Annotated in this window: 24 protein-coding genes; 8 read left to right on the top strand and 16 right to left on the bottom strand. The window is 67.2% G+C overall.

The window, feature by feature from the left end; all coding sequences use genetic code 11:
- The first annotated feature begins 8 nt into the window (after positions 1-8).
- A complete protein-coding gene (locus AU197_RS10315) occupies positions 9-932 on the top strand; it encodes an HpcH/HpaI aldolase/citrate lyase family protein (RefSeq protein ID WP_064402500.1) in 924 nt (307 codons plus the stop codon).
- Here the strand turns inward: AU197_RS10315 and AU197_RS10320 are convergent.
- Entirely contained in the window at positions 926-1,381 is a 456-nt protein-coding gene (locus tag AU197_RS10320; RefSeq protein WP_064349714.1) for a hypothetical protein, read from the bottom strand. The two genes, AU197_RS10315 and AU197_RS10320, sit on opposite strands and share 7 nt — an antisense overlap.
- A 38-nt stretch (positions 1,382-1,419) precedes the next feature.
- Positions 1,420-1,863: a MarR family winged helix-turn-helix transcriptional regulator gene (locus tag AU197_RS10325; RefSeq protein WP_064402502.1), complete on the bottom strand. Its 444-nt coding sequence runs from the start codon at positions 1,861-1,863 to the stop codon at positions 1,420-1,422.
- 273 nt (positions 1,864-2,136) lie between these two features.
- On the opposite strand from AU197_RS10325, the gene AU197_RS26630 reads away from it, so the two are divergent.
- The gene (locus tag AU197_RS26630; RefSeq protein WP_231744887.1) at positions 2,137-2,373 is read left to right on the top strand and encodes a DUF1398 family protein; all 237 of its coding nucleotides are present in this window, start codon (positions 2,137-2,139) and stop codon (positions 2,371-2,373) included.
- A gap of 3 nt (positions 2,374-2,376) precedes the next feature.
- On the opposite strand, the gene AU197_RS10335 is transcribed toward AU197_RS26630, so the two are convergent.
- From AU197_RS10335 to dapB, 3 genes are read right to left on the bottom strand one after another with little or no spacing between them, the layout of a single operon-like run.
- Positions 2,377-2,778: a flavodoxin family protein gene (locus AU197_RS10335; RefSeq protein ID WP_156434385.1), complete on the bottom strand. Its 402-nt coding sequence runs from the start codon at positions 2,776-2,778 to the stop codon at positions 2,377-2,379.
- Positions 2,779-2,828: 50 nt separating this feature from the next.
- Positions 2,829-3,296: a tetratricopeptide repeat protein gene (locus tag AU197_RS10340; protein WP_064402506.1), complete on the bottom strand. Its 468-nt coding sequence runs from the start codon at positions 3,294-3,296 to the stop codon at positions 2,829-2,831.
- Positions 3,296-4,030 carry a 4-hydroxy-tetrahydrodipicolinate reductase gene (gene dapB, locus AU197_RS10345; RefSeq protein ID WP_064402508.1) on the bottom strand — a complete coding sequence of 245 codons (735 nt, stop codon included), beginning with the start codon at positions 4,028-4,030 and terminating at the stop codon, positions 3,296-3,298. The genes AU197_RS10340 and dapB overlap by 1 nt, the downstream gene beginning before the upstream one ends.
- Before the next feature lie 128 nt (positions 4,031-4,158).
- On the opposite strand from dapB, the gene AU197_RS10350 reads away from it, so the two are divergent.
- Entirely contained in the window at positions 4,159-4,641 is a 483-nt protein-coding gene (locus AU197_RS10350) for a YflT domain-containing protein (RefSeq protein WP_064402863.1), read from the top strand.
- Between the two features lie 18 nt (positions 4,642-4,659).
- Here AU197_RS10350 and aldR read toward each other — a convergent pair whose 3' ends face one another.
- Positions 4,660-5,175 carry an HTH-type transcriptional regulator AldR gene (aldR, locus tag AU197_RS10355; RefSeq protein WP_064402510.1) on the bottom strand — a complete coding sequence of 172 codons (516 nt, stop codon included), beginning with the start codon at positions 5,173-5,175 and terminating at the stop codon, positions 4,660-4,662.
- Positions 5,176-5,266: 91 nt separating this feature from the next.
- On the opposite strand from aldR, the gene ald reads away from it, so the two are divergent.
- Positions 5,267-6,382 (top strand): alanine dehydrogenase, encoded by a 1,116-nt coding sequence (gene ald / locus AU197_RS10360; RefSeq protein WP_064402511.1) that lies wholly within the window; start codon positions 5,267-5,269, stop codon positions 6,380-6,382.
- Positions 6,383-6,594: 212 nt separating this feature from the next.
- Here ald and bla read toward each other — a convergent pair whose 3' ends face one another.
- The 5 genes from bla to AU197_RS10385 form a co-directional block, all read right to left on the bottom strand.
- A complete protein-coding gene (gene bla / locus AU197_RS10365) occupies positions 6,595-7,494 on the bottom strand; it encodes a class A beta-lactamase (RefSeq protein ID WP_064402513.1) in 900 nt (299 codons plus the stop codon).
- A 19-nt stretch (positions 7,495-7,513) separates the two neighbouring features.
- Positions 7,514-8,854: a M16 family metallopeptidase gene (locus AU197_RS10370; protein WP_082696597.1), complete on the bottom strand. Its 1,341-nt coding sequence runs from the start codon at positions 8,852-8,854 to the stop codon at positions 7,514-7,516.
- Positions 8,832-11,078, bottom strand: a complete 2,247-nt coding sequence (locus AU197_RS10375) for a polyribonucleotide nucleotidyltransferase (protein WP_064402516.1) — start codon at positions 11,076-11,078, stop codon at positions 8,832-8,834. The genes AU197_RS10370 and AU197_RS10375 overlap by 23 nt, the downstream gene beginning before the upstream one ends.
- Positions 11,079-11,389: 311 nt before the next feature.
- Positions 11,390-11,659: a 30S ribosomal protein S15 gene (gene rpsO / locus AU197_RS10380; protein WP_064402518.1), complete on the bottom strand. Its 270-nt coding sequence runs from the start codon at positions 11,657-11,659 to the stop codon at positions 11,390-11,392.
- A gap of 201 nt (positions 11,660-11,860) precedes the next feature.
- Positions 11,861-12,841: a bifunctional riboflavin kinase/FAD synthetase gene (locus AU197_RS10385; protein ID WP_082696598.1), complete on the bottom strand. Its 981-nt coding sequence runs from the start codon at positions 12,839-12,841 to the stop codon at positions 11,861-11,863.
- 83 nt (positions 12,842-12,924) lie between these two features.
- Between AU197_RS10385 and mntR the strand changes: the two genes are divergently transcribed.
- Positions 12,925-13,620 carry a manganese-binding transcriptional regulator MntR gene (gene mntR, locus AU197_RS10390; protein ID WP_064349740.1) on the top strand — a complete coding sequence of 232 codons (696 nt, stop codon included), beginning with the start codon at positions 12,925-12,927 and terminating at the stop codon, positions 13,618-13,620.
- 305 nt (positions 13,621-13,925) lie between these two features.
- On the opposite strand, the gene truB is transcribed toward mntR, so the two are convergent.
- From truB to pptH, 3 genes are read right to left on the bottom strand one after another with little or no spacing between them, the layout of a single operon-like run.
- On the bottom strand, positions 13,926-14,807 hold the full coding sequence (truB, locus tag AU197_RS10395) for a tRNA pseudouridine(55) synthase TruB (protein WP_064402522.1): 882 nt from the start codon (positions 14,805-14,807) through the stop codon (positions 13,926-13,928).
- The gene (gene pptT / locus AU197_RS10400; RefSeq protein ID WP_064402524.1) at positions 14,804-15,484 is read right to left on the bottom strand and encodes a 4'-phosphopantetheinyl transferase PptT; all 681 of its coding nucleotides are present in this window, start codon (positions 15,482-15,484) and stop codon (positions 14,804-14,806) included. The genes truB and pptT overlap by 4 nt, the downstream gene beginning before the upstream one ends.
- Positions 15,481-16,437 carry an ACP phosphodiesterase PptH gene (gene pptH, locus AU197_RS10405; RefSeq protein WP_064402525.1) on the bottom strand — a complete coding sequence of 319 codons (957 nt, stop codon included), beginning with the start codon at positions 16,435-16,437 and terminating at the stop codon, positions 15,481-15,483. Before pptH ends, pptT begins: the two co-directional genes overlap by 4 nt.
- 132 nt (positions 16,438-16,569) lie before the next feature.
- Between pptH and AU197_RS10410 the strand changes: the two genes are divergently transcribed.
- The gene (locus tag AU197_RS10410) at positions 16,570-17,139 is read left to right on the top strand and encodes a DUF3558 domain-containing protein (protein ID WP_064402527.1); all 570 of its coding nucleotides are present in this window, start codon (positions 16,570-16,572) and stop codon (positions 17,137-17,139) included.
- On the opposite strand, the gene AU197_RS10415 is transcribed toward AU197_RS10410, so the two are convergent.
- Positions 17,127-18,209, bottom strand: coding sequence for a DUF7064 domain-containing protein (locus AU197_RS10415; protein WP_064402528.1), 1,083 nt, complete (start codon positions 18,207-18,209; stop codon positions 17,127-17,129). The two genes, AU197_RS10410 and AU197_RS10415, sit on opposite strands and share 13 nt — an antisense overlap.
- On the bottom strand, positions 18,206-19,360 hold the full coding sequence (locus AU197_RS10420) for a sulfotransferase family protein (protein WP_064402530.1): 1,155 nt from the start codon (positions 19,358-19,360) through the stop codon (positions 18,206-18,208). The genes AU197_RS10415 and AU197_RS10420 overlap by 4 nt, the downstream gene beginning before the upstream one ends.
- A 115-nt stretch (positions 19,361-19,475) precedes the next feature.
- On the opposite strand from AU197_RS10420, the gene AU197_RS10425 reads away from it, so the two are divergent.
- Both AU197_RS10425 and AU197_RS10430 read left to right on the top strand, forming a co-directional pair.
- Positions 19,476-20,084 carry a TetR/AcrR family transcriptional regulator gene (locus AU197_RS10425; RefSeq protein ID WP_064402531.1) on the top strand — a complete coding sequence of 203 codons (609 nt, stop codon included), beginning with the start codon at positions 19,476-19,478 and terminating at the stop codon, positions 20,082-20,084.
- Between the two features lie 9 nt (positions 20,085-20,093).
- Positions 20,094-21,764, top strand: a complete 1,671-nt coding sequence (locus AU197_RS10430) for a CocE/NonD family hydrolase (protein ID WP_064402534.1) — start codon at positions 20,094-20,096, stop codon at positions 21,762-21,764.
- Positions 21,765-21,768 lie beyond the last annotated feature (4 nt).

Here is a 21,768-nt window from a genome sequence, read left to right on the forward strand (position 1 = left end):
ATGATCCGATGGACGTTTCGGATCACGGCGCTCACGCGGACCACGAGGACGTCGGCTCGCGTATCGACCCGGTGCTGGCCCGCAGCTGGCTGCTGGTGAACGGCGCACAGTACGACAGGTTCGCCCCTGCCGTACGGTCCCGAGCCGACATCGTCGTCCTGGACATCGAGGACGCGGTCGCGCCGAAGGACAAGACCGTCGCCCGCGACAACGTCGTCCGCTGGCTGACCGAGGGCAACACCGACTGGGTCCGCGTCAACGGGTTCGGCACGCCGTGGTGGGCCGACGACCTCGACGCGCTGGCGAAGACGTCGGTCGGTGGGATCATGCTCGCGATGGTCGAATCCGTCGACCACGTGACCGAAACCGCCAATCGGCTACCGGGGGTGCCGATCGTCGCGCTGGTCGAAACCGCCAGGGGGCTCGAGCGCATCACCGCCATCGCCGCGGCCAAGGGCACGTTCCGGCTGGCGTTCGGCATCGGCGACTTCCGGCGTGACACCGGGTTCGGCGAGAATCCGACCACCCTCGCCTACGCGCGGTCGCGGTTCACCATCGCGGCCAAGGCCGCCCACCTCCCGAGCGCGATCGACGGCCCCACGGTGGGTTCGAGTGCGCTCAAGCTCAGCGAGGCCACGGCGGTGTCCGTCGAGTTCGGCATGACGGGCAAGATCTGCCTGACACCCGAGCAGTGCACCACCGTCAACGAGGGGCTTTCCCCGTCGCCCGAGGAAATCGCCTGGGCCAAAGAGTTTTTCGTCGAGTTCGAACGCGACGGCGGTGAGATCCGCAACGGGTCGGATCTACCCCGCATCGCCCGGGCGAACAAGATCCTCGATCTGGCCCGCGCGTACGGCATCGAGGTGTCGGAGTTCGACGACGTCGACGATCCTGCGCACATCCCGGCTCCGTCGGACACCTACCACTACTGAGGACGACGTCTGCGCAGCAACATCTGCAGCGATCGCAGCAGGCCGCGCGCGGCGTAGATCCCGGCGACGATCGTCGCGAGGATCATCACGATGAACATCAACAGCCAGTTCGTCCGGTCGTGGTCGACGTTCCACCAGACGATGGTGAACAGGATCGCGCAGAGGAACACCACGATGTCGCGCCAGTTCCCCCGGTAGGACATTGCCGCCAGCCGCAGGTCGCGGCTGCGCTCGGCGGCGCTGATCATGTCTTCGATGCGATGGTCGATGCTGGCTTTCAGCCGCGCCTTGAGTTCGGGTTGGTCGTCGGGTATGCGCTCGAGCAGATCCATGTCCTTGGCGATCATCCCGCGAAAGTCGGGTCCGCGGAGGTTGCCCGCGGCGATACCGAGCAGTGCCCCGCCGGCGAGTGGCGCGGCGCCGAGGGCGAGTTCGGCGATTCCGGGCATGAGTCCTCCCTCAACGTGGCGGCCAACGGTCGTGATGGTTACCTTATGGGCGCTCGATCTTGCAGCGCGGTGATCATCCGTTGTATCGCCTCGCGCGTCGCCTGCAGCGTCGAAGGCTCCAATGCGTCGGCAAGTCGATTGTTGACGACGAGGGCGCGTTCGGTGATTCCTTGCAGAACGCGACGGCCCTCGGCGGTTGGCCCAAGGAGGGGCGATGTGCGGTGGTCGGGGTTGGGTCTGAATTCAGCCAAGCCGGCCGCGACGAGATCATTGGCGACCCTCTGAACCCCCTGGCGGCTGACCCCGAGGCGGCGAGCGGCTTGCGGCACGCTGCGCGGTAGTTCCGAGACCACGCTGAGCAGCTGCCATCGCGCCTGGGTCTGGCCTTGGCCGGCCGCGATCGCTTCACCTGAGCGCCGCAAGAGTCCGGCGAGTTCGTATACGTCTGCGATCAGCAGTGCGACCTCGTCAGCGCTATCCATTGACAATATGTTGTCATTATGGTTTGTTGTTGTCAATGGGCTTGCCAACTCGACCGGTAACGGAGAAGACATGACTGCTGCGGTAGCGAATCTTCAAGCAGCACAGCGTGATGCCGCCGCGCGGCGTCCAGGGGTCCAGGCATTTCCCCATCTGGCTGAAACGATGCGGCGCGCCGGTGTCCGATTCAATACCTGGTGGCTTCCAGCGATGCACAGCCTGTACGAAACCGATCTCGGTCCGGTTTGCGTCCAGGACGTGCCCTGGTTGAGGGCATGTCGGAGGTGCCGTCGTTCAACCAAGAGGCGCTCGTCGCCGCGCTGCGTGCCGACCAGGCGGGTGAAACCACGTTTCGAGAGTTTGCCGCAGCGGCGTGGCGAGCCGGCGTTCTCCGCTATGTCGTCGACCTCGAGAATCGCACCTGCACCTACTTCGGCCTACACCATCGGTCGTACGTCGAACACTATGCTGCAGTGAGGATTTGCGACAACCCAGGACTCTCTGAGGCTTGACAGCTATTCCATCAGCTGAGCAGCGACTGTTGCCCCGAGGTTCCAGCACGCCTCGACGTCGGCCTTGGTCGGCTTTCCCATGACAAGAACCGTCTCCGCAGCCTGCACCCAGCCAAGCCCAGTAGTGATGGCCACGAGACCCCGCTCGGCTCCCTCGGTGCCCTCGTTGCCGTGGATGTAGGCCCCGAACGACCGTCCTTGAGTGGTGTCGAGCAGTTGGTAGTACGACTGGTCGAAGGCGTGCTTGAGGGCACCACTGAGATATCCGAGGTTGGCGGGCGTGCCCAGCAGATAGCCGTCAGCCTCCAACATCTCGACCGGAGACACCGTGAGCGCTGGTCGGCGCACCACTTCCACACCTTCGATCTCCGGATCGGTTGCGCCTGCCACGACCGCCTCGAGCATCTCTTGGCAGTGTGGCGACGGCGTGTGATGGATGACCAACAACGTTTTGCTCACGGCTCGCGCTCTTCCATCTCGACGGCCTTCCTCATCGCCTCGCGCGCCCTGCTGCGGTCACCGGCGTAGTCGTAGGCACGTGCCAGTCGATACCACCGTCGCCAGTTCTGCGGGTCGTTTTCCAGTTCCGCGCGCACGGTGACGAACAGCGCGTCGGCGGCGTCGCGCTGGATTCGCCCCGACGGCATCCGGGGCAGCGCGCTGACGTCGAGTTCCATCCCCTCGTCGTGGACGATCCGCGCGAGCCGCTGATGGGCCAGGCCCGCCCGCAGCGTGCTGAGCATCGCCCACAACCCGATCAACGGAAGCCCCATCAGCGCCAATCCCAGCCCCACCGCGGCCGGCTCACCGGTCCTGACGAACGCCATCGCGAGGCGGCCCAGCAGCACGAAGTACACGACCAGCGCGACACACATGAAGCCGATCAACAGTTGGATGCGCAGGACGCGGCCGCCCTCGGCCATCAGAGGTCGAGGAGCGGCTCGATACCCACCGTGAGCCCCGGCCGTTCGGCGACCCGCCGCACCGCGAGCAGCACTCCGGGCACGAAGGAGGTCCGGTCCAGGCTGTCGTGCCGGATGGTCAGCGTCTCCCCCTGCGTGCCGAACAGCACTTCCTGATGGGCGACCAGTCCGGCCAGGCGCACCGAATGAACCGGAACACCGTCGACGTCGGCACCGCGCGCACCGTCCAACCCGGTGCTGGTGGCATCGGGGTTGGGCGGCATGCCTTTTCGCGCTTCGGCGATGAGTCGCGCGGTGCGCGCCGCGGTGCCGGACGGGGCGTCGGCCTTATGCGGATGGTGCAGCTCGATGACTTCGACCGATTCGAAATGCCGCGCGGCCTGCTGGGCGAAATGCATCGACAGCACCGCTCCGATCGCGAAGTTCGGCGCGATCAGTACCGCTGCGTCCGGTTTGGCCTCCAGCCATTGCCGGACGGTGGCCAACCGCTCGTCGGTGAACCCGGTGGTGCCGACGACGGCGTGTATCCCGTTCTCGATGAGGAACTCGAGGTTGTCCATCACAACGTCGGGATGGGTGAAGTCGATGACGACCTCGGTCTGACTGTCGGTCAGCAGGCTCAACGGATCACCCGCATCCACGCCCGCGGTGAAGGACAGGTCATCGGCGGCTTGGACGGCCTCCACCATCGTCGCGCCGACCTTGCCCTTTGCGCCCAGCACTCCGACTCGCATGGCGTCACCTTATCCACCGGGGTCGACGCCGATTGATGCGACCGGATCGCCGCATTCGGCGGCAATGCCTCGGGAAAGCGGGTAACCATGCTGACAGCACACCGGAACGACAGCAGATGGAGTTCGAAGTGACGGATACGAGTGGACGGCCCGAGCAACAGGTGGGTGACCAGCGGCCCGCCCGCCAGGTCATCGCGACATTCGACAACTATGCCGACGCGCAACGGTTGGTGGACCGGATGTCCGACGGCGGCTTCCCCGTCGAGCATGTGCGCATCATCGGCGACGACCTGCGCACGGTCGAACGCATCACGGGACGTATGACCAAGGGACGCGCGGCATTCGCCGGCGCGGCGAGCGGCGCCTGGTTCGGCTTGTTCATCGGCCTGCTGTTCGCGATCTTCACCGTCGGACCGGTGTGGATCGTGACGATGCTGATCGCGCTGGCAATCGGCGCGTTCTGGGGCGCGGTATTCGGGTTCGTCGCGCATGTGGCGACCAGAGGTGAACGGGACTTCTCCAGTGTCGAGTCGCTCGAGGCTCGGCGCTACGAGGTGTGCGTGCCGCCCCAGTACGCCGCCGACGCGGCGCGCTACATTCAAACCCCTTGAGCAACAACGGTTTTTCGGCTACAGCGGCGACGCTCCCCGGAGGTGCTCGAAGATCAGCGACGTCTGCGTACCGGCGACGTCGGCATCGGCATTGAGGTTTTCCACCACGAACGAGCGCAGATCGTCGGTGTCACGGGCGGCGACGTGGAGGATGAAGTCGTCGGCGCCGGCCAGAAAATACACGTCCATCACCTGCGGCCTGCGCCGGATCTGCTGAATGAAGCTGTGGATCCTGCCGCGAGCGCTGGACTGCAGGCTCACCGAGATCATCGCCTGTAGCGGCAGACCGATCGCCGCCGGATCGATGTCGGTGTAGAAACCGCGGATCACCCCGGAGTCCTGGAGCCGGCGCACCCTGCCGTGGCACGTCGACGGCGCAATCCCGACCGCCTCGGCGAGCGCACTGTTGGACATGCGCGCGTCGCGGTGTAGCGCGGCCAGAATCCGGCGGTCGACGTCGTCGAGAGGAACGGGGCGAACATCCTTCGGATCCCCACCGCCTGATGCCCGCGGGAATGAAGATCTATCGTCCATACCGCGAGATTACAGAATTTCACGCAGATGAATTGCCCGCTAGAGCGAAGTTTCTTCACACTGGATTTCACACTTCAGCAGAGGAGCGGTCATGCGTGTCGGCATTCCGACCGAGATCAAAAACAACGAATACCGGGTCGCGATCACCCCGGCCGGCGTCGCCGAGCTCGTGCACCGCGGTCACGAGGTGATCATCCAGTCGGGTGCGGGTGAGGGTTCGGCGATCTCGGACGCCGACTTCAAACGCGCGGGAGCCCAGCTCATCAACGGCGCCGACGAGGTGTGGGCCCAGGCCGACCTCCTGCTCAAGGTCAAGGAGCCGATCGAAGCCGAATACGAGCGCATGCGCCGTGGTCAGACGCTGTTCACCTACCTGCATCTGGCGGCATCGCGGCCGTGCACCGAAGCCCTGCTGGTCTCCGGGACGACGTCGATCGCCTACGAAACCGTCCAGACCGCCGACGGCGCCCTTCCGCTGCTGGCCCCGATGAGCGAGGTTGCCGGACGGTTGGCGGCCCAGGTCGGGGCCTACCACCTGATGCGCAGCCACGGCGGCCGCGGCGTCTTGATGGGCGGCGTGCCGGGTGTGGCTCCGGCCGCCGTCGTCGTGATCGGCGGCGGCACCGCCGGATACAACGCCGCGCGGGTGGCCGCGGGCATGGGGGCGCACGTCACCGTGTTCGACGTCAGCCTGAACAAGCTGCGCGACGTGGACTCAGAGTTCGGTGGCCGCGTGCAGACCCGCTACTCGTCGATCCTGGAGCTCGAGGACGCGGTGAAGGACGCCGACCTCGTCATCGGCGCGGTTCTGGTGCCGGGCGCCAAAGCACCCACTTTGGTTTCGAATTCGACTGTCGCCCATATGAGAACCGGTGCAGTGCTGGTCGACGTCGCGATCGACCAGGGCGGGTGCTTCGAGGATTCGCATCCGACCACGCACGACGACCCGACGTATGCCGTGCACGACACGATCTTCTACTGCGTCGCCAATATGCCCGGAGCCGTGCCCCGCACGTCCACCTTCGCCCTGACCAACGCCACCATGCCGTACGTGCTCAAACTGGCCGACCAGGGCTGGCGGGCGGCGTGCCGGGCCGACGCCTCGCTTGCGAGGGGTTTGTCCACCCACGACGGCGCCCTGCTGTCCCAACAGGTCGCCGCCGACCTCGACCTGCCGTACACGGATCCGGCGTCGTCGCTGGTCTGAGACCGAATTGCGCGTGTTTGCCCGGCACCCTTAAACGTGCCAGTGCAAAAAGATAGGGATTCGCCCGATTCCTCCGTCGCGCCGCATGCCATACCGTCTAGTCAGCGGCTGGCGCTCAGTGCAGGGGGGGCCAAGAGCGTGGGGGGACAGCCGCTGACAGCCAGCTGGACCCGGCCCCGAGGGGTGGCCGGGCTAAGCTGCTGCTTTCGGCGTCATCCGGCCAGAAGTTCGGCCACCAGCACAGAAGCCACGTAACCGACCAACTGCCGGTCGTTCGGGACGTCGGGGTCGTTTGCCGCGGTCCTGGTCATGATCGCCAGTAGCAGTCGTTCGCCGACCGGGCCGTACGCGATACCCACGTCGTTGGTGCTCGCGTAGTCACCACTGCCGGTCTTGTCGGCCGTCGCCCAGCCCGGTGGCAGCACGGGTCGCACGCTCGACGTCTGATTGGCCCGCATCCAGTCGTCGAGTTGCCGGCGTTGCGGCTCGGCGAGCACATCGCCGGTGAGTATCGACCGGTAACCCGCCCCGATGGCCTCGGGCGTCGTCGTGTCGCGCGGGTCTGCCGGCACCGCCGCGTTGAGCTCGATCTCCCAGCGGTCGAGCCGGGACCGCTGGTCGCCGATGCTGCGGGCGAAATCGGTCACGCCGGACGGACCGCCAATGACCCGTAACAGCCAGTTGGCCGCGGCGTTGTCGCTTCGCTGCAGCGCGGCCTGACACAACTGCGCCAACGTCATCGTCTGCCCGACGTGCGCCTCGGACACCGGCGAATTGGGCACGATATCGCCCGGCTCGATCGTGACGCGATCGGTGAGCGCGAGCTCACCGCGCTCGGCCTTCTGCAGTACCCGCGCCGCGGCGTAGGTCTTGAACGTCGAGCACATCGCGAACATGTCCTGCGCTCGGTGTGCGATGGTGCGCCCGGTGCCGAGATCGGTTGCGAACACCCCGATCAACGCGTTCTGGCGACGTTCCATCTCGCCGAGTCGATCCTCGACCGGCTGCAGCGGGCGGTTGGGATCGGCCACGACGGCCTTGTGCGGTGATGCGGCCAGCGCCGCGAGTGTCAACCCACCGATCAGAACGTGACGCCGTGACAACCCGGTCATGGGCCCCCAGCGTAGGCGATCAGCCGGCGATGGCCCGAAGCGGCTGAGGCAGTGACCGTTTCGACCGAACCGGGCCCAGCACGGCGCCGCCGTAGGGCCGCCGCAGAAGCCGGCGCGCGACGGCGTTGACCTCGTCGAGCGTCACGGCGTCGATCTTCGCCAGCGTCTCGTCGATCGTGCGGTGTTCACCGAAATGCAGTTCGCTGCGGCCGATGCGGTTCATTCGCGATCCCGAATCCTCGAGGCCGAGGACCAGTCCGCCGCGCAGGGAACCCTTCGCGATGCGGCACTCGTCTTCGGTGATCCCGTCGCGCGCCACCGCCTCGAGCACATCGGTGGTCACGCGGGCGACCTCGTCGAAGCGGTCCGGCAGGCAACCCGCGTACACCGACAGAGCCCCGCTGTCGGAGAAGGTGTCGACCGCCGAGTACACCGAGTACGCCAACCCGCGTGCCTCTCGAATCTCTTGGAACAGCCGCGAACTCAGGCCACCGCCGAGCGCCGTGTTCAGCACCGACAGCGCCCAGCGGTGTTCCCAGTGTCGCCCCGGCGTGCGCACTCCAAGCGTGAGGTGCGTCTGCTCGGAGTCCCGGTTGACCAGCTCCAGGGTCGGGTGTCCACCGACCCTGCCCGCGCCCTTGCGGGGCGGCACCGGTGCGCGGCCCCGCGCCAGTCGCGCGCCGAAGTACTCGCGCGCCAGCGACACCACGTCGTCGTGGTCGACGTTTCCCGCCACCGCGAGCACCATCCGCTCGGGGGTGTAGCGGCGGACGTGGAAGGAGTGCAGTTGGGCGCGTGTCATCGCAGAGATCGAGTCCACGCTGCCGATGACCGGGCGCCCGACCGGATGCGAGCCGAACATCGCGGTGAGGAACACGTCGCCGAGGGTGTCCTCGGGATCGTCGTCGCGCATCGCGATCTCCTCGAGTACCACGTCGCGTTCGACCTCGACGTCCTCGGCCGCGCACTGTCCGCGCAACACCACGTCGGCGACGAGGTCCACGGCCAACTCCAGATCGGAGTCGAGCACATGCGCGTAGTAGCAGGTGTGCTCGCGGGCGGTGAAGGCGTTGAGCTCACCGCCGACCGCGTCGACGGCCTGCGCGATGCTCACCGCCGACCGGGTCGGCGTCGACTTGAACAGCAAGTGCTCGAGGAAGTGGGCCGCGCCCGCGACGCTCGGGCCCTCGTCGCGCGAACCGACATTGACCCATAGCCCCACCGACGCCGAATGCACCGACGGCAGGTACTCGGTGACCACACGCAGGCCACCGGGTAACACCGAGCGACGCACTGCCTCCGATGATCTGTCGCCACGTCCGGTGTGGCGCAACGCCCTAACTGCTGGCCGCTGCGGCATCTGCCGGTGCGGTCTCCGAATTGGGGGTTTCCTCATCGACCAGGATCAGCGAGATCTTCCCGCGGTTGTCGATGTCGGCGATCTCCACCCGCAGCTTGTCGCCGACCTTGACGACGTCCTCGACCTTGGCGATCCGCTTGCCGCGTCCCAGCTTCGAGATGTGGACCAGGCCGTCGCGACCCGGAAGCAGCGACACGAAGGCGCCGAAATCCGTTGTCTTGACGACGGTTCCGAGGAACCGCTCGCCGACCTTGGGCAGCTGTGGGTTGGCGATCGCGTTGATGCGGTCGATCGCTGCCTGCGCCGACGGTCCGTCGGTGGCACCGACGAACACCGTGCCGTCGTCCTCGATGGAGATCGACGCGCCGGTCTCCTCGGTGATCTGGTTGATGATCTTGCCTTTCGGGCCGATCACCTCGCCGATCTTGTCCACCGGCACCTTGATCGTGGTGATCCGGGGCGCGTACGGGCTCATCTCGTCGGGGCCGTCGATGGCTTCGGCCATCACCTCGAGGATCGTCAACCGGGCGTCCTTGGCCTGCGAGAGCGCACCCGCCAGCACCTTCGACGGAATGCCGTCGAGCTTGGTGTCCAATTGCAGCGCGGTGACGAACTCCTTGGTTCCGGCGACCTTGAAGTCCATGTCGCCGAACGCGTCCTCGGCGCCCAGGATGTCGGTCAGCGCGACGAAGCGGCGCTCGGTCTTACCGTCCACTTCGATGTCGTCGGACACCAGGCCCATCGCGATGCCCGCGACCGGAGCCTTCAGCGGCACACCGGCGTTGAGCAGCGCCAGCGTCGAGGCGCAAACCGAACCCATCGAAGTGGAACCGTTGGAGCTCAACGCCTCCGACACCTGGCGGATCGCGTAGGGAAACTCCTCGATGCTGGGCAGCACCGGCATCAGCGCGCGCTCGGCCAGTGCGCCGTGGCCGATCTCGCGGCGCTTGGGCGAACCGACACGGCCGGTCTCACCGGTCGAGTAGGGCGGGAAGTTGTAGTGGTGCATGTAGCGCTTGCTGGTCTCGGGCCCCAGTGAGTCGATCTGCTGGGCCATCTTGATCATGTCGAGGGTGGTGATGCCCAGGATCTGGGTCTCGCCGCGCTCGAACAGCGCGCTGCCGTGTGCCCGCGGAACCACTGCGACCTCGGCGCTCAGCGCGCGGATGTCGGTGATGCCGCGGCCGTCGATGCGGAAGTGATCGGTCAGAATGCGTTGGCGCACAAGCTTCTTGGTCAGTGACCGGAATGCGGCGCCGACCTCCTTCTCACGGCCCGCGTACTGCTCGGCCAGCCGCTCGAGCACCTCGGCCTTGATCTCGTCGGTGCGGTCGTTGCGCTCGGCCTTTCCGGCGATGGTCAGCGCCTCCGACAACGCGTCGGTGGCCACTGAGGCGACGGCGTAGTAGACGTCCTCGCCGTACTCCGGGAACACCGGGTAGTCCGCGGTCGGTTTGGCGGCGCTCTGCGCCAGCTCCTGCTGGGCCGCGCACAGGCTCGCGATGAACGGTTTGGCGGCCTCCAGGCCCTCGGCCACGACGGCCTCGGTGGGCGCCTGCGCGCCGCCGCCGATCAGCTCGATGACGTTGTCGGTGGCCTCGGCCTCGACCATCATGATCGCCACGTCGCCGCCCTCGATGGCACGACCGGCGACGACCATGTCGAAGACCGCCCGCTCGAGCTGCTCGACGGTCGGGAAGGCGACCCAGGTGCCGTCGATCAGCGCGACACGCACGCCGCCGACCGGTCCGGAGAACGGCAAGCCGGCGATCTGGGTGGACGCCGACGCGGCGTTGATCGCGACCACGTCGTACAGATCCTTCGGATCCAGGCTCAAGACGGTGACCACGACCTGGATCTCGTTGCGCAGGCCGTCGACGAACGTCGGCCGCAGCGGGCGGTCGATCAGCCGGCAGGTCAGGATCGCGTCGGTCGACGGGCGGCCTTCGCGGCGGAAGAACGAACCGGGGATACGACCCGCGGCGTACATGCGCTCTTCGACGTCGATGGTCAACGGGAAGAAGTCGAAATGGTCTTTGGGGTTCTTGCTGGCCGATGTCGCCGAGAGCAACATCGTCTCGTCGTCGAGATAGGCGACGACGGCGCCCGCGGCCTGCTGCGCCAGCCGACCGGTCTCGAAACGAATGGTGCGGGTGCCGAAGCTCCCGTTGTCGATCACGGCGGTCGCTTCGTACACGCCGTCTTCAATTTCAACTACAGACATAGGTGTCCGTATGGCCTCTCTGGTTCAGTGTCTCCACTGTTTAGCTGTTTTCGCGTCGTCACAGCGCTTGAACCACGGGCCTCGATGCGGCTACGGCCATCGATCGAAGCTGCCGGCAGTTCTTCCGGCAGCCACTACCGAAGACCGCGCGATCGAGCAGGTCCTGGTTATGACACGCGGGAGCGATGCTCGCGGAGCTGCGAAAACCGCACCCAGGTCGTTCGCGCCGAAGTGGCAGTCGAACGAGGCCATCGTACTCTGCGGGGAGTACCCGGCCGAATCCCGGCGCGCGTTCGCGCGCCGGTACGAGGTCAGCGACGCAGGCCGAGTCGTTCGATCAGCGTGCGGTACCGCTGCACGTCCACCTGGGCCACATACTTGAGCAGCCGGCGCCTGCGGCCGACGAGCAGCAGCAGACCGCGCCGCGAGTGGTGATCGTGCTTGTGCACCTTCAGGTGCTCGGTGAGGTCGGTGATCCGCTTGGTCAGCAGGGCGACCTGCGCCTCGGGCGAACCGGTATCGGTGTCATGCAGGCCGTACTCGGTCAGGATCGACTTTTTCTCTTCGGCGGTGAGCGCCACGAAACAACTCCATCTTTTTCAGTCCGCGGGAAGGGGCGAATGGCCCCGGGGAGGCGCGGCCGCCGCGAACTGCAGCACACGCCCGGTCGGCAGGCAGTCTAGCAGCGGCGAGGTGAGCGACGAAATTCGCCGAGCGCTCCCCTACGTACACCTGTCGACCCGCCGTCCTGGGGTTTTGTGGTCATACCGGAGCGCTCGCGGTCAGCGGGCGAGGATCGAACGGGCGTATTCGGTGTCGCGGCCCATCTGCTGCACCAGGTCGTCGACGTTGGCGAACTTCTCCTGGCCACGCAGCCTGGCCACGAAGTCGACGGCGACGTGCTGGCCGTACAGGTCGGCGGTGGTGTCGAGCACGAACGCCTCGACGGTGCGGGTGCGCCCGGAGAACGTCGGGTTGGTCCCCACCGAGACCGCGGCCTGGTACCGCTCGCCCGGGATCACGCTGCCGGCGACCGGTCCATGGCCGAGCACGGTGAACCACGCCGCATAGACGCCGTCCGCGGGGATCGCCGAGTACATCGGCGGTGCCACGTTGGCGGTCGGGAAACCCAGCACCTTGCCCCGTCCATCGCCGCGCACCACGACACCCTCGACGCGGTGCGGGCGTCCCAACGCCTCGGCGGCGGCGACGACGTCGCCCGCGTCGACGCAGGACCGGATGTAGGTCGAGGAGAACGTGACGGCCTGGTCCCGGTCGGTGTCGGCCGCCTCGGAGACCAGGGTCACGCTCTCCACCGCGAAGCCGAACCGCTCGCCGGCCTGGCGCAGCAGGGCGACGTTGCCCGTCGCCTTCTTCCCGAACGTGAAGTTCTCCCCCACGACGACCTCGACCACGTGCAGGCGTTCCACGAGGAGTTCGTGGATGTAGCGCTCGGGGGTCAGCTTCATGAAGTCGGCGGTGAACGGCATGACCAGGAAGACGTCGACGCCGAGTTCCTCGACCAGTTCGGCGCGCCGGGTCAGCGTGGTCAGCTGGGCTGGGTGGCTGCCCGGGAAGACGACCTCCATCGGATGGGGGTCGAAGGTCATCAGCACCGTCGGCACCCCGCGCGACCGGCCAGCCTTGACCGCGTGGTTGATCAGCTCCTGATGTCCGCGATGCACACCGTCGAAGACCCCGATGGTGACCACGCAACGGCCCCAGTCCGTCGGGATCTCGTCTTGTCCCCGCCAGCGCTGCACGAGGGCAAGCCTACGGCGCGTACGGGGCCCCGCGCCTCGCCGGATCCCCCGGACGAGGTGAGTATTGCCTAAACTCTCTAAGTGTGAATCCTGCCGGCGATGCGCGTGACCTGACGACGGTTGCCCAGGACTACCTGAAAGTCATCTGGACCGTCCAGGAGTGGTCGCAGGAAAAGGTGAGCACCAAGCTGCTGGCCGAGCGCCTCGGTGTGTCGGCCAGCACCGCATCGGAGTCGATCCGCAAGCTCGCCGACCAGGGTCTGGTCGATCATGAGAAGTACGGCGCGGTGACGCTGACCGAGGCCGGCCGGGCCGCCGCGCTGGCGATGGTGCGCAGGCACCGGCTGATGGAGACATTCCTCGTCCGCGAGCTGGGCTACAGCTGGGACGAGGTACACGATGAGGCCGAGGTGCTCGAGCACGCGGTCTCGGACCGCATGCTCGACCGCATCGACGCCAAGCTCGGGCACCCGACCCGCGACCCGCACGGCGACCCGATCCCGGCCGCGGACGGACGCGTGCCCACCCCGGATGCGCGCCAGTTGTCGGCCTGCCACGACGGCGACCGCGGCACGATCGCGCGCATCTCGGACGCCGATCCGGAAATGCTGCGGTATTTCGACAGTGTGGGCATCAGCCTGGACTCACGACTTCGCGTGGTGGCCCGGCGCGACTTCGCCGGCATGATCTCGGTGGCCATCGAGTCGGCAGACGGCGACGACACCACCGTCGACCTGGGAAGCCCTGCTGCAGAAGCGATCTGGGTGGTCGCGAGCTAGCTGGTTTGTGACACCGTGGCGCGCGGCCGACCACCTCGGTGAGTGCCCGCCTATCAGCGAATTATTCGCTGGTAGCGAATAATTCGCTGCGAGGCGGGCATCTTGGTCAATGGTGGGCAGCCAGAGCCGGCCGCTGGATTTTCGTCCCTGGCGCCCATTCGGCGGGCTTCCGCGAGCCTCGGGTCAGGGTCGCAGGCTGTCCTTCGGGCAGCCACGGATGCCACGCGCTCCCCGACCACCCCGCTCTGGGACGACGTCGGCGTGCGCGCGGATGCGTGGCTACGAAGGTGGGCTACGGGGCTGGGCTACAGAGTGGCGGGACGCAACACGACGACCGACTTCGTGCGCGCCGACCGGTCTTCCAACAGCGCGATGACCTGACCGTCCTGAGCCGTCGCGGCATAGATCCCCTCGATGCCCGCCGGTGTGAGCGGTCGGCCGTGCCGCACGTCCGCGGCCTCCTCCGCGGTCAGGTCCCGGCGCGGAAACGTCAGAAGACATGCGGTGTCGAGGCTGTAGGACAGCTGGGGGGTTTCGGCGAGCTCGTCGAGCGTGCGCGCCTCCGTCAACCCGAAACCGCCGACCCTGGTGCGGCGCAACGCCGTGAGGTGCCCACCGACACCCAGCGTGGTGCCGATGTCGCGGGCCAGTGCGCGGATGTAGGTGCCGCTGGAGCACTCCACCTCGACGTCAACGTCGATCACGCCGGGATGGCGACGGACGTCGAGCACGGCAAAGCGGTCGATGCGGACGCGGCGGGGCGCCAACTCGACAGCCTGACCTTCGCGCGCGAGCTTGTAAGCACGCTGCCCGCCGACCTTGATCGCGCTCACCGCCGACGGGATCTGATCGATATCCCCGCGCAACTGGGCCACCGCTGCCTCGATCTGCTCATCGGTGACGGCGTCGGCCGAACTCTCCTGCAGCAGTTCGCCTTCGGCATCATCGGTGGAGGTGGTCTGGCCGAGGCGAATGGTCGCGGAATACGCCTTGTCCGTCGCCGTCAGCTGGCCGAGGATCTTGGTGGCGCGCTCGATGCCGACGACCAGAACGCCGGTCGCCATCGGGTCGAGGGTCCCGGCATGCCCGACTTTGCGGGTACTGAAGAACCGACGGCAGCGGCCGACAACGTCATGGCTCGTCATGCCCGCGGGTTTGTCGACGATGACCAGACCCGCCTCGGTCATAGCACGATCGCGGTCAGCGCCAGACCGTCGCGGACCGACCACCGGCCGGTCAGACTCTCCAGCGGCGGTCCGTGCATCGCCGCCGGGTCGATCAGAATCCGCGAGACGAACCCGCCGGATATGCCGCTGTCGTCGACATCGAAGACGATGTGCGCGTCCTCAAAGCCCAGCCATCGGCGGGTCACCGGAAACCACGCCTTGTAGGTCGCCTCCTTGGCGCAGAACAGGATTCGGTCCCAGTGCAGACCATCCGGGAGCTGCGCGAGCTCGGTTCTTTCCGCGGGCAGGCTGATCGCGTCGAGTACACCGTCGGGCAGCACACCATGCGGTTCGGCGTCGATGCCCACCGACCGCACCTCGACGCGCCGGCCGACCACGGCACCGCGGTAACCCTCACAGTGTGTCAGCGAGCCGACGACGCCGTCGGGCCAACACGGTTCGCCCTTCTCGCCTTTCAGAATCGGCACCGGTCCGACTCCGATCTCGGCGAGTGCCTGCCGCGCGCAGTACCGCACCGTGACGAATTCGTTGCGCCGCTTGGCCACCGACTTGGCGACCAGCGGCTCCTCCTCGGGCAGCGGCGCCAGTCCCGGCGGATCGCGATAGACCTCCGCGGCCGCCAGCCCGGTCGTCGTCGCCGGTAGCACACCGGACAACAGCGAAGCGGCGACCGTCATCGCGAGACCTGCCTGTCGCGGAGGCGCTGCTGCATCTTCTGGGCGTTCTCCCGCATCTCCTGAGTGATCTGGAAGTGACCGCCGAACTCGTTGAGGTACCCGGGCGGATACTGGGGGTCCGGGAGGATCTGGCGCATCCAGCGATATGGCTTGCGGCGCCGCCACTCTCGTGGATAGCCGACCGACACCTCCTCGAACCGCACACCGTCGTACCACGTCGTGCGCGGAATGTGCAGATGTCCGTAGACCGAGCACACCGCGTTGTAGCGGGTGTGCCAGTCGGCGGTGGCGGTGGTGCCGCACCACAGCGAGAACTCCGGATAGAACATCGCATCGCACGGTTCGCGCACCATCGGGAAGTGGTTGACGAGCACCGTCGGCGTCATCCAGTCCAGGTCCTCGAGCCTCTTGCGGGTGTAGGCCACCCGATCGCGGCACCACGCATCGCGGGTGGCGTACGGCTCGGCGGACAGCAGGAACTCGTCGGTGCCGACGACGTTGCGCTCCCGCGCGATGGCCAGTCCCTCGGCCTTGGTGGCGGCGCCCTCCGGCAGGAAGGTGTAGTCGTACAGCAGGAACATCGGCACGATCGTGGCCGGGCCACCCTCCTCGGTCCACACCGGAAACGGGTGCTCGGGCGTGATGATGCCCATCTCGTCGCACATGTTGACCAGGTAGTCGTAGCGGGCCTTGCCGAAGATCTGCATCGGATCGCGGTTGGTGGTCCACAGCTCGTGGTTGCCCGGAATCCAGATCACCTTGGCGAACCGTTTACGCAACAGGTCCAGGGCCCACCGGATCTCGTCGGTGCGTTCGGCAACGTCGCCGGCGACGATGAGCCAATCGTCGGGCGAGGCCGGGTGCAGCGACTCGGTCACGGGTTTGTTGCCGGTGTGACCCGTGTGCAGGTCGCTGATCGCCCAGAGGGTGGGTCGTCGGCCGTCGCGTGTCACAACCGACCAGGGTACTTAACCAGATCCGCGCGGCTCGCCCGGCAACTAGAACAGGTTCTTGTTTCCACTTCGGGCGCTGGGAGCGGACCGCTAGACTCCCCGCAGGGTCGGACCGACGAACAAAGGGGTGACATGCTCGCCAAGCTGCGCTTGGTCTCGGCACTGTGCGCACTGATCGCTGCGGTGATGGTGGTGTGGCAGGCCAATCCGGCGGGCGCCCCTCGGGTGGATGCCGGCGACATACCGATGACGAATGTCACGACGTCGATCAAGTGGCCCGTCATCGAGACCACCGACCCCTCGCCGTTCAATCCGTGCAAGCAGATTCCGCTCGAGGCGGTGCAGGCGCTCGGTCTGACGTTCACCCCGCCGACGCCGGAGGACCAGCTGCGGTGCCGCTACGACGCGGGCAACTATCAGCTGGCCGTCGAGGCGATCGTGTGGCGCACCTATGAGCAGACGCTGCCCACCGATGCGGTCCAGCTCGACATCGACGGTCACCGTGCGGCGCAGTACTGGGTCATGAAGCCGACTGACTGGAACAACCGCTGGTGGATCACCTGCATGATCGCCTTCGACACCAGCTACGGCGTGCTGCAGCAGTCGCTGTTCTACTCGCCGATCTACTCCGAACCCGACCCCGACTGCATGCAGACCAACCTGCAACGCGCGCACGAGCTGATCCCGCACTACGTGTTCTGATCGGCCCTTGACTCGATGCGGTCCATCGGGCTCGACCGCTCCAGCATCCCGATCGTCTCCTCGCCGTCCCAGCGATAGCGCACACCGGCCTGCTGCAGGGCAGGAAACGTCCAGTTGGCCATCTTTGCCAGTTGTTCGGCGGGGATCGCGGCCGGATCGGTGATGTCGTGGGTGGACAGCACGGTCTCCCCCTCGATGCGCAGGATTCCGCGAGCCGTCTCGAGCACCATCGACACGTCCTCCCCACGCGGTTGCAGTCGGCGCAGCCACGGGGCCTCGACGACGCGGGCGGGGATCAGCGCTGCCGAGTCCCCGAGGTACAGGTACCCCTCGTTGTAGTTCGGCTGCCCGTCGGGCCGCGGCGGGTAGGCGATGTAGCCGAACGCACGTCCGCTGTCGAACAGCGCCGACTGCCAGCAGTGTCCCCAGAACCCCTCCAGCCGACGGACACCCTGCCGACGGATGCGCAGCCCGGTACCTGTGAGCGGCTGCCGACGACCCGCCACCTCCACGGCACCGTCGGCGCGGAACAACTGTTCGTAACGGGCGCCACCCATCAATTCGCCGACCACCGTGGTCTTCAGCTGATCGGCGGCGTCCGCTTGCATCGCGCCCTGGCTCCAGGGCGGCACCGCCATCGTCGCCTCGACCTCGAACCGCACGTCGACCAGCGGGCCGCTCTTGTCACCGGCGGCCAGCGCCTCCGAGGACGTCTCGACCGCGCGGCCGTCGAACGCCACCGTCCACGTGTCGAACGGCGCCACGCACTCGAACGTCAGCGGCCCCGCCCCGAGCACCGTGGGTTTGCCGTCGCGGCCCCGCACCGGCTTGCTCTGGCCGTCGTCGCGTAACCGGTAGACGCGTCCGTCGGCGAACGCCAGGTTGACCTGTAGTCCGTGGGATGCCCAGTTGGACGCGACCGCCTCGACGCCGATTCTGGGCAGGCCGAACTCACCGCTTTCGTCGAACACCCAGAAGCTGACCGAATCCCGCATCTCGGGGTCCTGCGGCCGCTCGTCGAACATGTACTCGCGGGCCGGGTCGATGCCGCCCGTCACGTCGGGGGTCATGGCGCACTTTCCTTCTGCCGCTCCGGACGCCGAGAGCCACCGGCGTAGGCATCTACGTACGCGGCGAACAACGGTCGAATCGCGTTGTCGTCCAGGCCGAACGACTGTGGGTCAGCCTTGGGGTGCGGCTCACGCTTTTCGGCGTTCTCGGCCCACCACCTCCGCATCTGCGCCTCGAACCGGTCGGTCACACCCTCGCCGAGCCAGCTGTACAGCCGCTTGACCTCACCGATCGGATCGGCCTGAATGGCACGAAAGTCGATGTCGTAGAACCGATCCGCGGCCTTCTCGCGGAACGCCATCACCCGCGCGATGCCCGTCGACCACTGGGTGACGTTGAGCTCGCCGAGATAACGCCGGTCGAGGTGGTCGGTGAAACCGCCGACGATGTCGGCGTAGACGTCGACGACCGAGAACAGCACGTCGGCCGGATCGCGGTGTGTCATGACGAAGCGGGCGTCAGGGAACACACGGGCGAGATAGTCCAGCGAAAGCACGTGTGCCGGTGACTTGAGCCGCCACGGGCGGGTCGGCTCCCCCCACTGCAGCAACTTGAGCACCCGTCGTTCGTAGCGGTAGGTCGAGGTGAAATCAGCTGCCTCACAGAGCCATTGAGAGTAGCTGGGAATCTGCGCGTAGGCCTGGAAGATCTGGGATTTGAAGTCGAGCGCCATCAGGTCCAGGCATTCCATCGGGCCGCGGACGTCAGTGGGCACGTGGTGGCGAGTGCCGACGAGCACGTGCCGCTGATCCGGCGGAATGCGGGGGTCCTCGCCGCGCACGGTCGACGGTGGAGGGCACGGCTGCGCGGACTCCCAGCTGCGCAGGTAACGGACATCGGGATCCTGGGCGAGCAGAAACGACAGCGCGGTCGACCCCGTCCGCGGCAGGCCCAGCCCGAACAGCGGCGAGCGGATCTGCTCGTCGTCGATGCCGGGATGGCGCCGGTACCAGTCCTCCACCAAGAGCCGCTGAGACAGGTGCAGCCTGATGCGGTCGTAGACGAAGTGCTCGCCGCGCGCGTTGAGCCGAGCTTCATCGCGCAGGGCACGGACGAGGATCTCCAGGCCCTCCCGGAACGAGTCCTCACCGAAGTCGTCGAGCCCGGTGCGCTCGACGGCCGCGGCCATCAGCTCCTCGACAGATGCCACGCTGCACCTCCCGCCGACCCGCCAACGTTCATCACCGCTCGATACTCGGTAACTCTTCGCGCGGTGTTCAACGTTCGGCAGGATTGTGAATTGGTGACAGTACACTGTCATCATCATGGCCGGCTCGTCAACGCGTGCGTACGACAACAGCGTCCGCAGGCGCAAGGCCGCCGACACTCGTGAGCGCATCGTCGTCGCGGGCAGTGAACTGGTGCACGAGTTCAAGAGTTGGGACTGGCGCGAGCTGACGTTCAGGGCCGTCGCCGCGCGGGCCGGGGTCGGCGAGCGGACCGTGTACCGGCATTTCCCGACCGAACGCCATCTGCACGATGCGGTGATGCAGCGCCTCGAGGACGAGGCCGGCGTGTCCTATGACGACGTCACGTTGGCGAACCTGAGCGAGGTGACGGCGCGGGTTTTCGCGTCGCTGCAACGCTTCTCGGTCGAGCGCAGCGCGCCGTCGCCGGCGGACCCCGCGTTCGTCAGCTCCGACGTGCGCCGCCGCGACGCGCTGCAACGAGCAATCATCGAGGCCGCACCGCAACTGCCCGATGAGCAGCGGCGCGCGATCGCGGGTCTGCTCGACGTGCTGTGCAGCCCGGCCACCTACGAGCGCCTGGTCGCGGTGTGGGGCCTCGACGGCGACGCGGCGACCGATGCGATCGACTGGTTGATGGCCCAGGTGACACGGGCGATCGACGGCGACGGCATCGGTTCTGCGTAGCCTCGTGACGTGACCGCTTCCACCGTCGCCGCCCCGCACGCATCCCGTTCGAAGGTCAAGCAGCTCGCCGGACGCACCGTGTCACGCCTGCTGCGGCTGCCGCCGCACACCACCGACTTCACAACGCACAAGGTCAGCGTGCCGATGCGCGACGGTGTCGAGTTGCGCGCCGACCACTATGCGCCCAGCACAGCGGATCCAGCGGGCACGCTGCTGGTGCGCTGCCCCTACGGTCGCGGCTTTCCCTTCGCAGCCCTTTACGCACGCGTGTACGCCGCGCGCGGCTATCACGTCGTGCTGCAGAGCGTGCGTGGCACCTACGGCTCTGGCGGCGATTTCGATCCGATGGTCAACGAGATCGCCGACGGCGCGGATACCGTCGAGTGGCTGCGCAACCAGGAGTGGTTCACCGGCTCGTTCGCCACGATCGGGCTCTCGTATCTCGGCTTCACCCAGTGGGCGCTGCTCTCCGACCCGCCACCGGAGATGAAGGCCGCGGTGATCACCGTCGGTCCGCACGACGTCAGCGGGCCGCGGTGGGGTCCCGGTTCGTTCGCGCTGAGCGACTTCCTCGGCTGGAGCCATCTGGTGGCCTATCAGGAGGATCCGAACCGGGCGCGGGCACTAATTCGCCAACTGCGGTCACGGCGCCGACTCGCCCGCGCGATGAACCGGCTGCCCGCCGGGGAGGCGGGCCGCACACTGCTGGGCTCGGGCGCGCCGTGGTGGGAGTCCTGGCTCGATCACCCCGATGCCGACGATCCCTTCTGGACCGCGCTGAACTTGCGGCGGGCCTTGGACACCTCCGACGTGCCGGTGCTGCTGATCAGCGGCTGGCAGGATCTGTTCCTGGAGCAGACGATGGCCCAGTATCTACGGCTGCGCGAGCGCGGCGTCGAGGTCGGACTGACTGTCGGCCCGTGGATCCACACCCAGCTGATGACCAAGGCCGCGCCGACGGCCATCCGCGAAACGCTCGACTGGCTGGGCGCTCACCTCACCGGCGCCGAGAGCAAGCGACGCCAACCGGTGCGGATATTCGTCAACGGCAGCGGCTGGATCGATCTGCCCGACTGGCCACCGGCCATGCCCGAGGTAGTGCGTTACCTGCAACCGGGTGGCCGGCTGGGCGATGCCGTCCCGCCGGAGACCGCCACTCCGTCGACGTTCTCCTACAACCCGGCCAATCCGACGCCGACCGTGGGCGGCCGGCTGCTGTCGCCGGAAGGCGGATATCGCAAGGACACCAAATTGGCTCAGCGTGCCGACGTGTTGAGCTTCACCGGCGACCGCCTGCCCGCCGATCTGTACGTGGTGGGGGTGCCGGTCGTCGAGCTGTCGCACTCGTGCGACAACCCGTACAACGACCTGTTCGTGCGCGTGAGCGAAGTGGACGCCAAGGGGCGCTCACGCAATGTGAGCGACGGCTACGTCAGCGCCGCACCCGATTCCGGTCAGGTCCGCATCGAACTCGATCCGATTGCGCATCGCTTCCGTGCGGGTTCGCGCATCCGGGTGATCGTGGCGGGCGGGTCGCATCCCCGGTTCGCCCGCAACCTCGGTACCGGCGAGCCGCTCGGTACGGGTAAGACCCTCGCGCCGGCCACCCATACGGTGCATCTCGGCGATGGCGCGTCGCGGCTGGTGCTGCCCGCCGGACCCCAGCCGCCGACAGGCTGACGCG

Source organism: Mycobacterium sp. IS-1590 (assembly GCF_001500025.1).
Lineage (GTDB): Bacteria > Actinomycetota > Actinomycetes > Mycobacteriales > Mycobacteriaceae > Mycobacterium.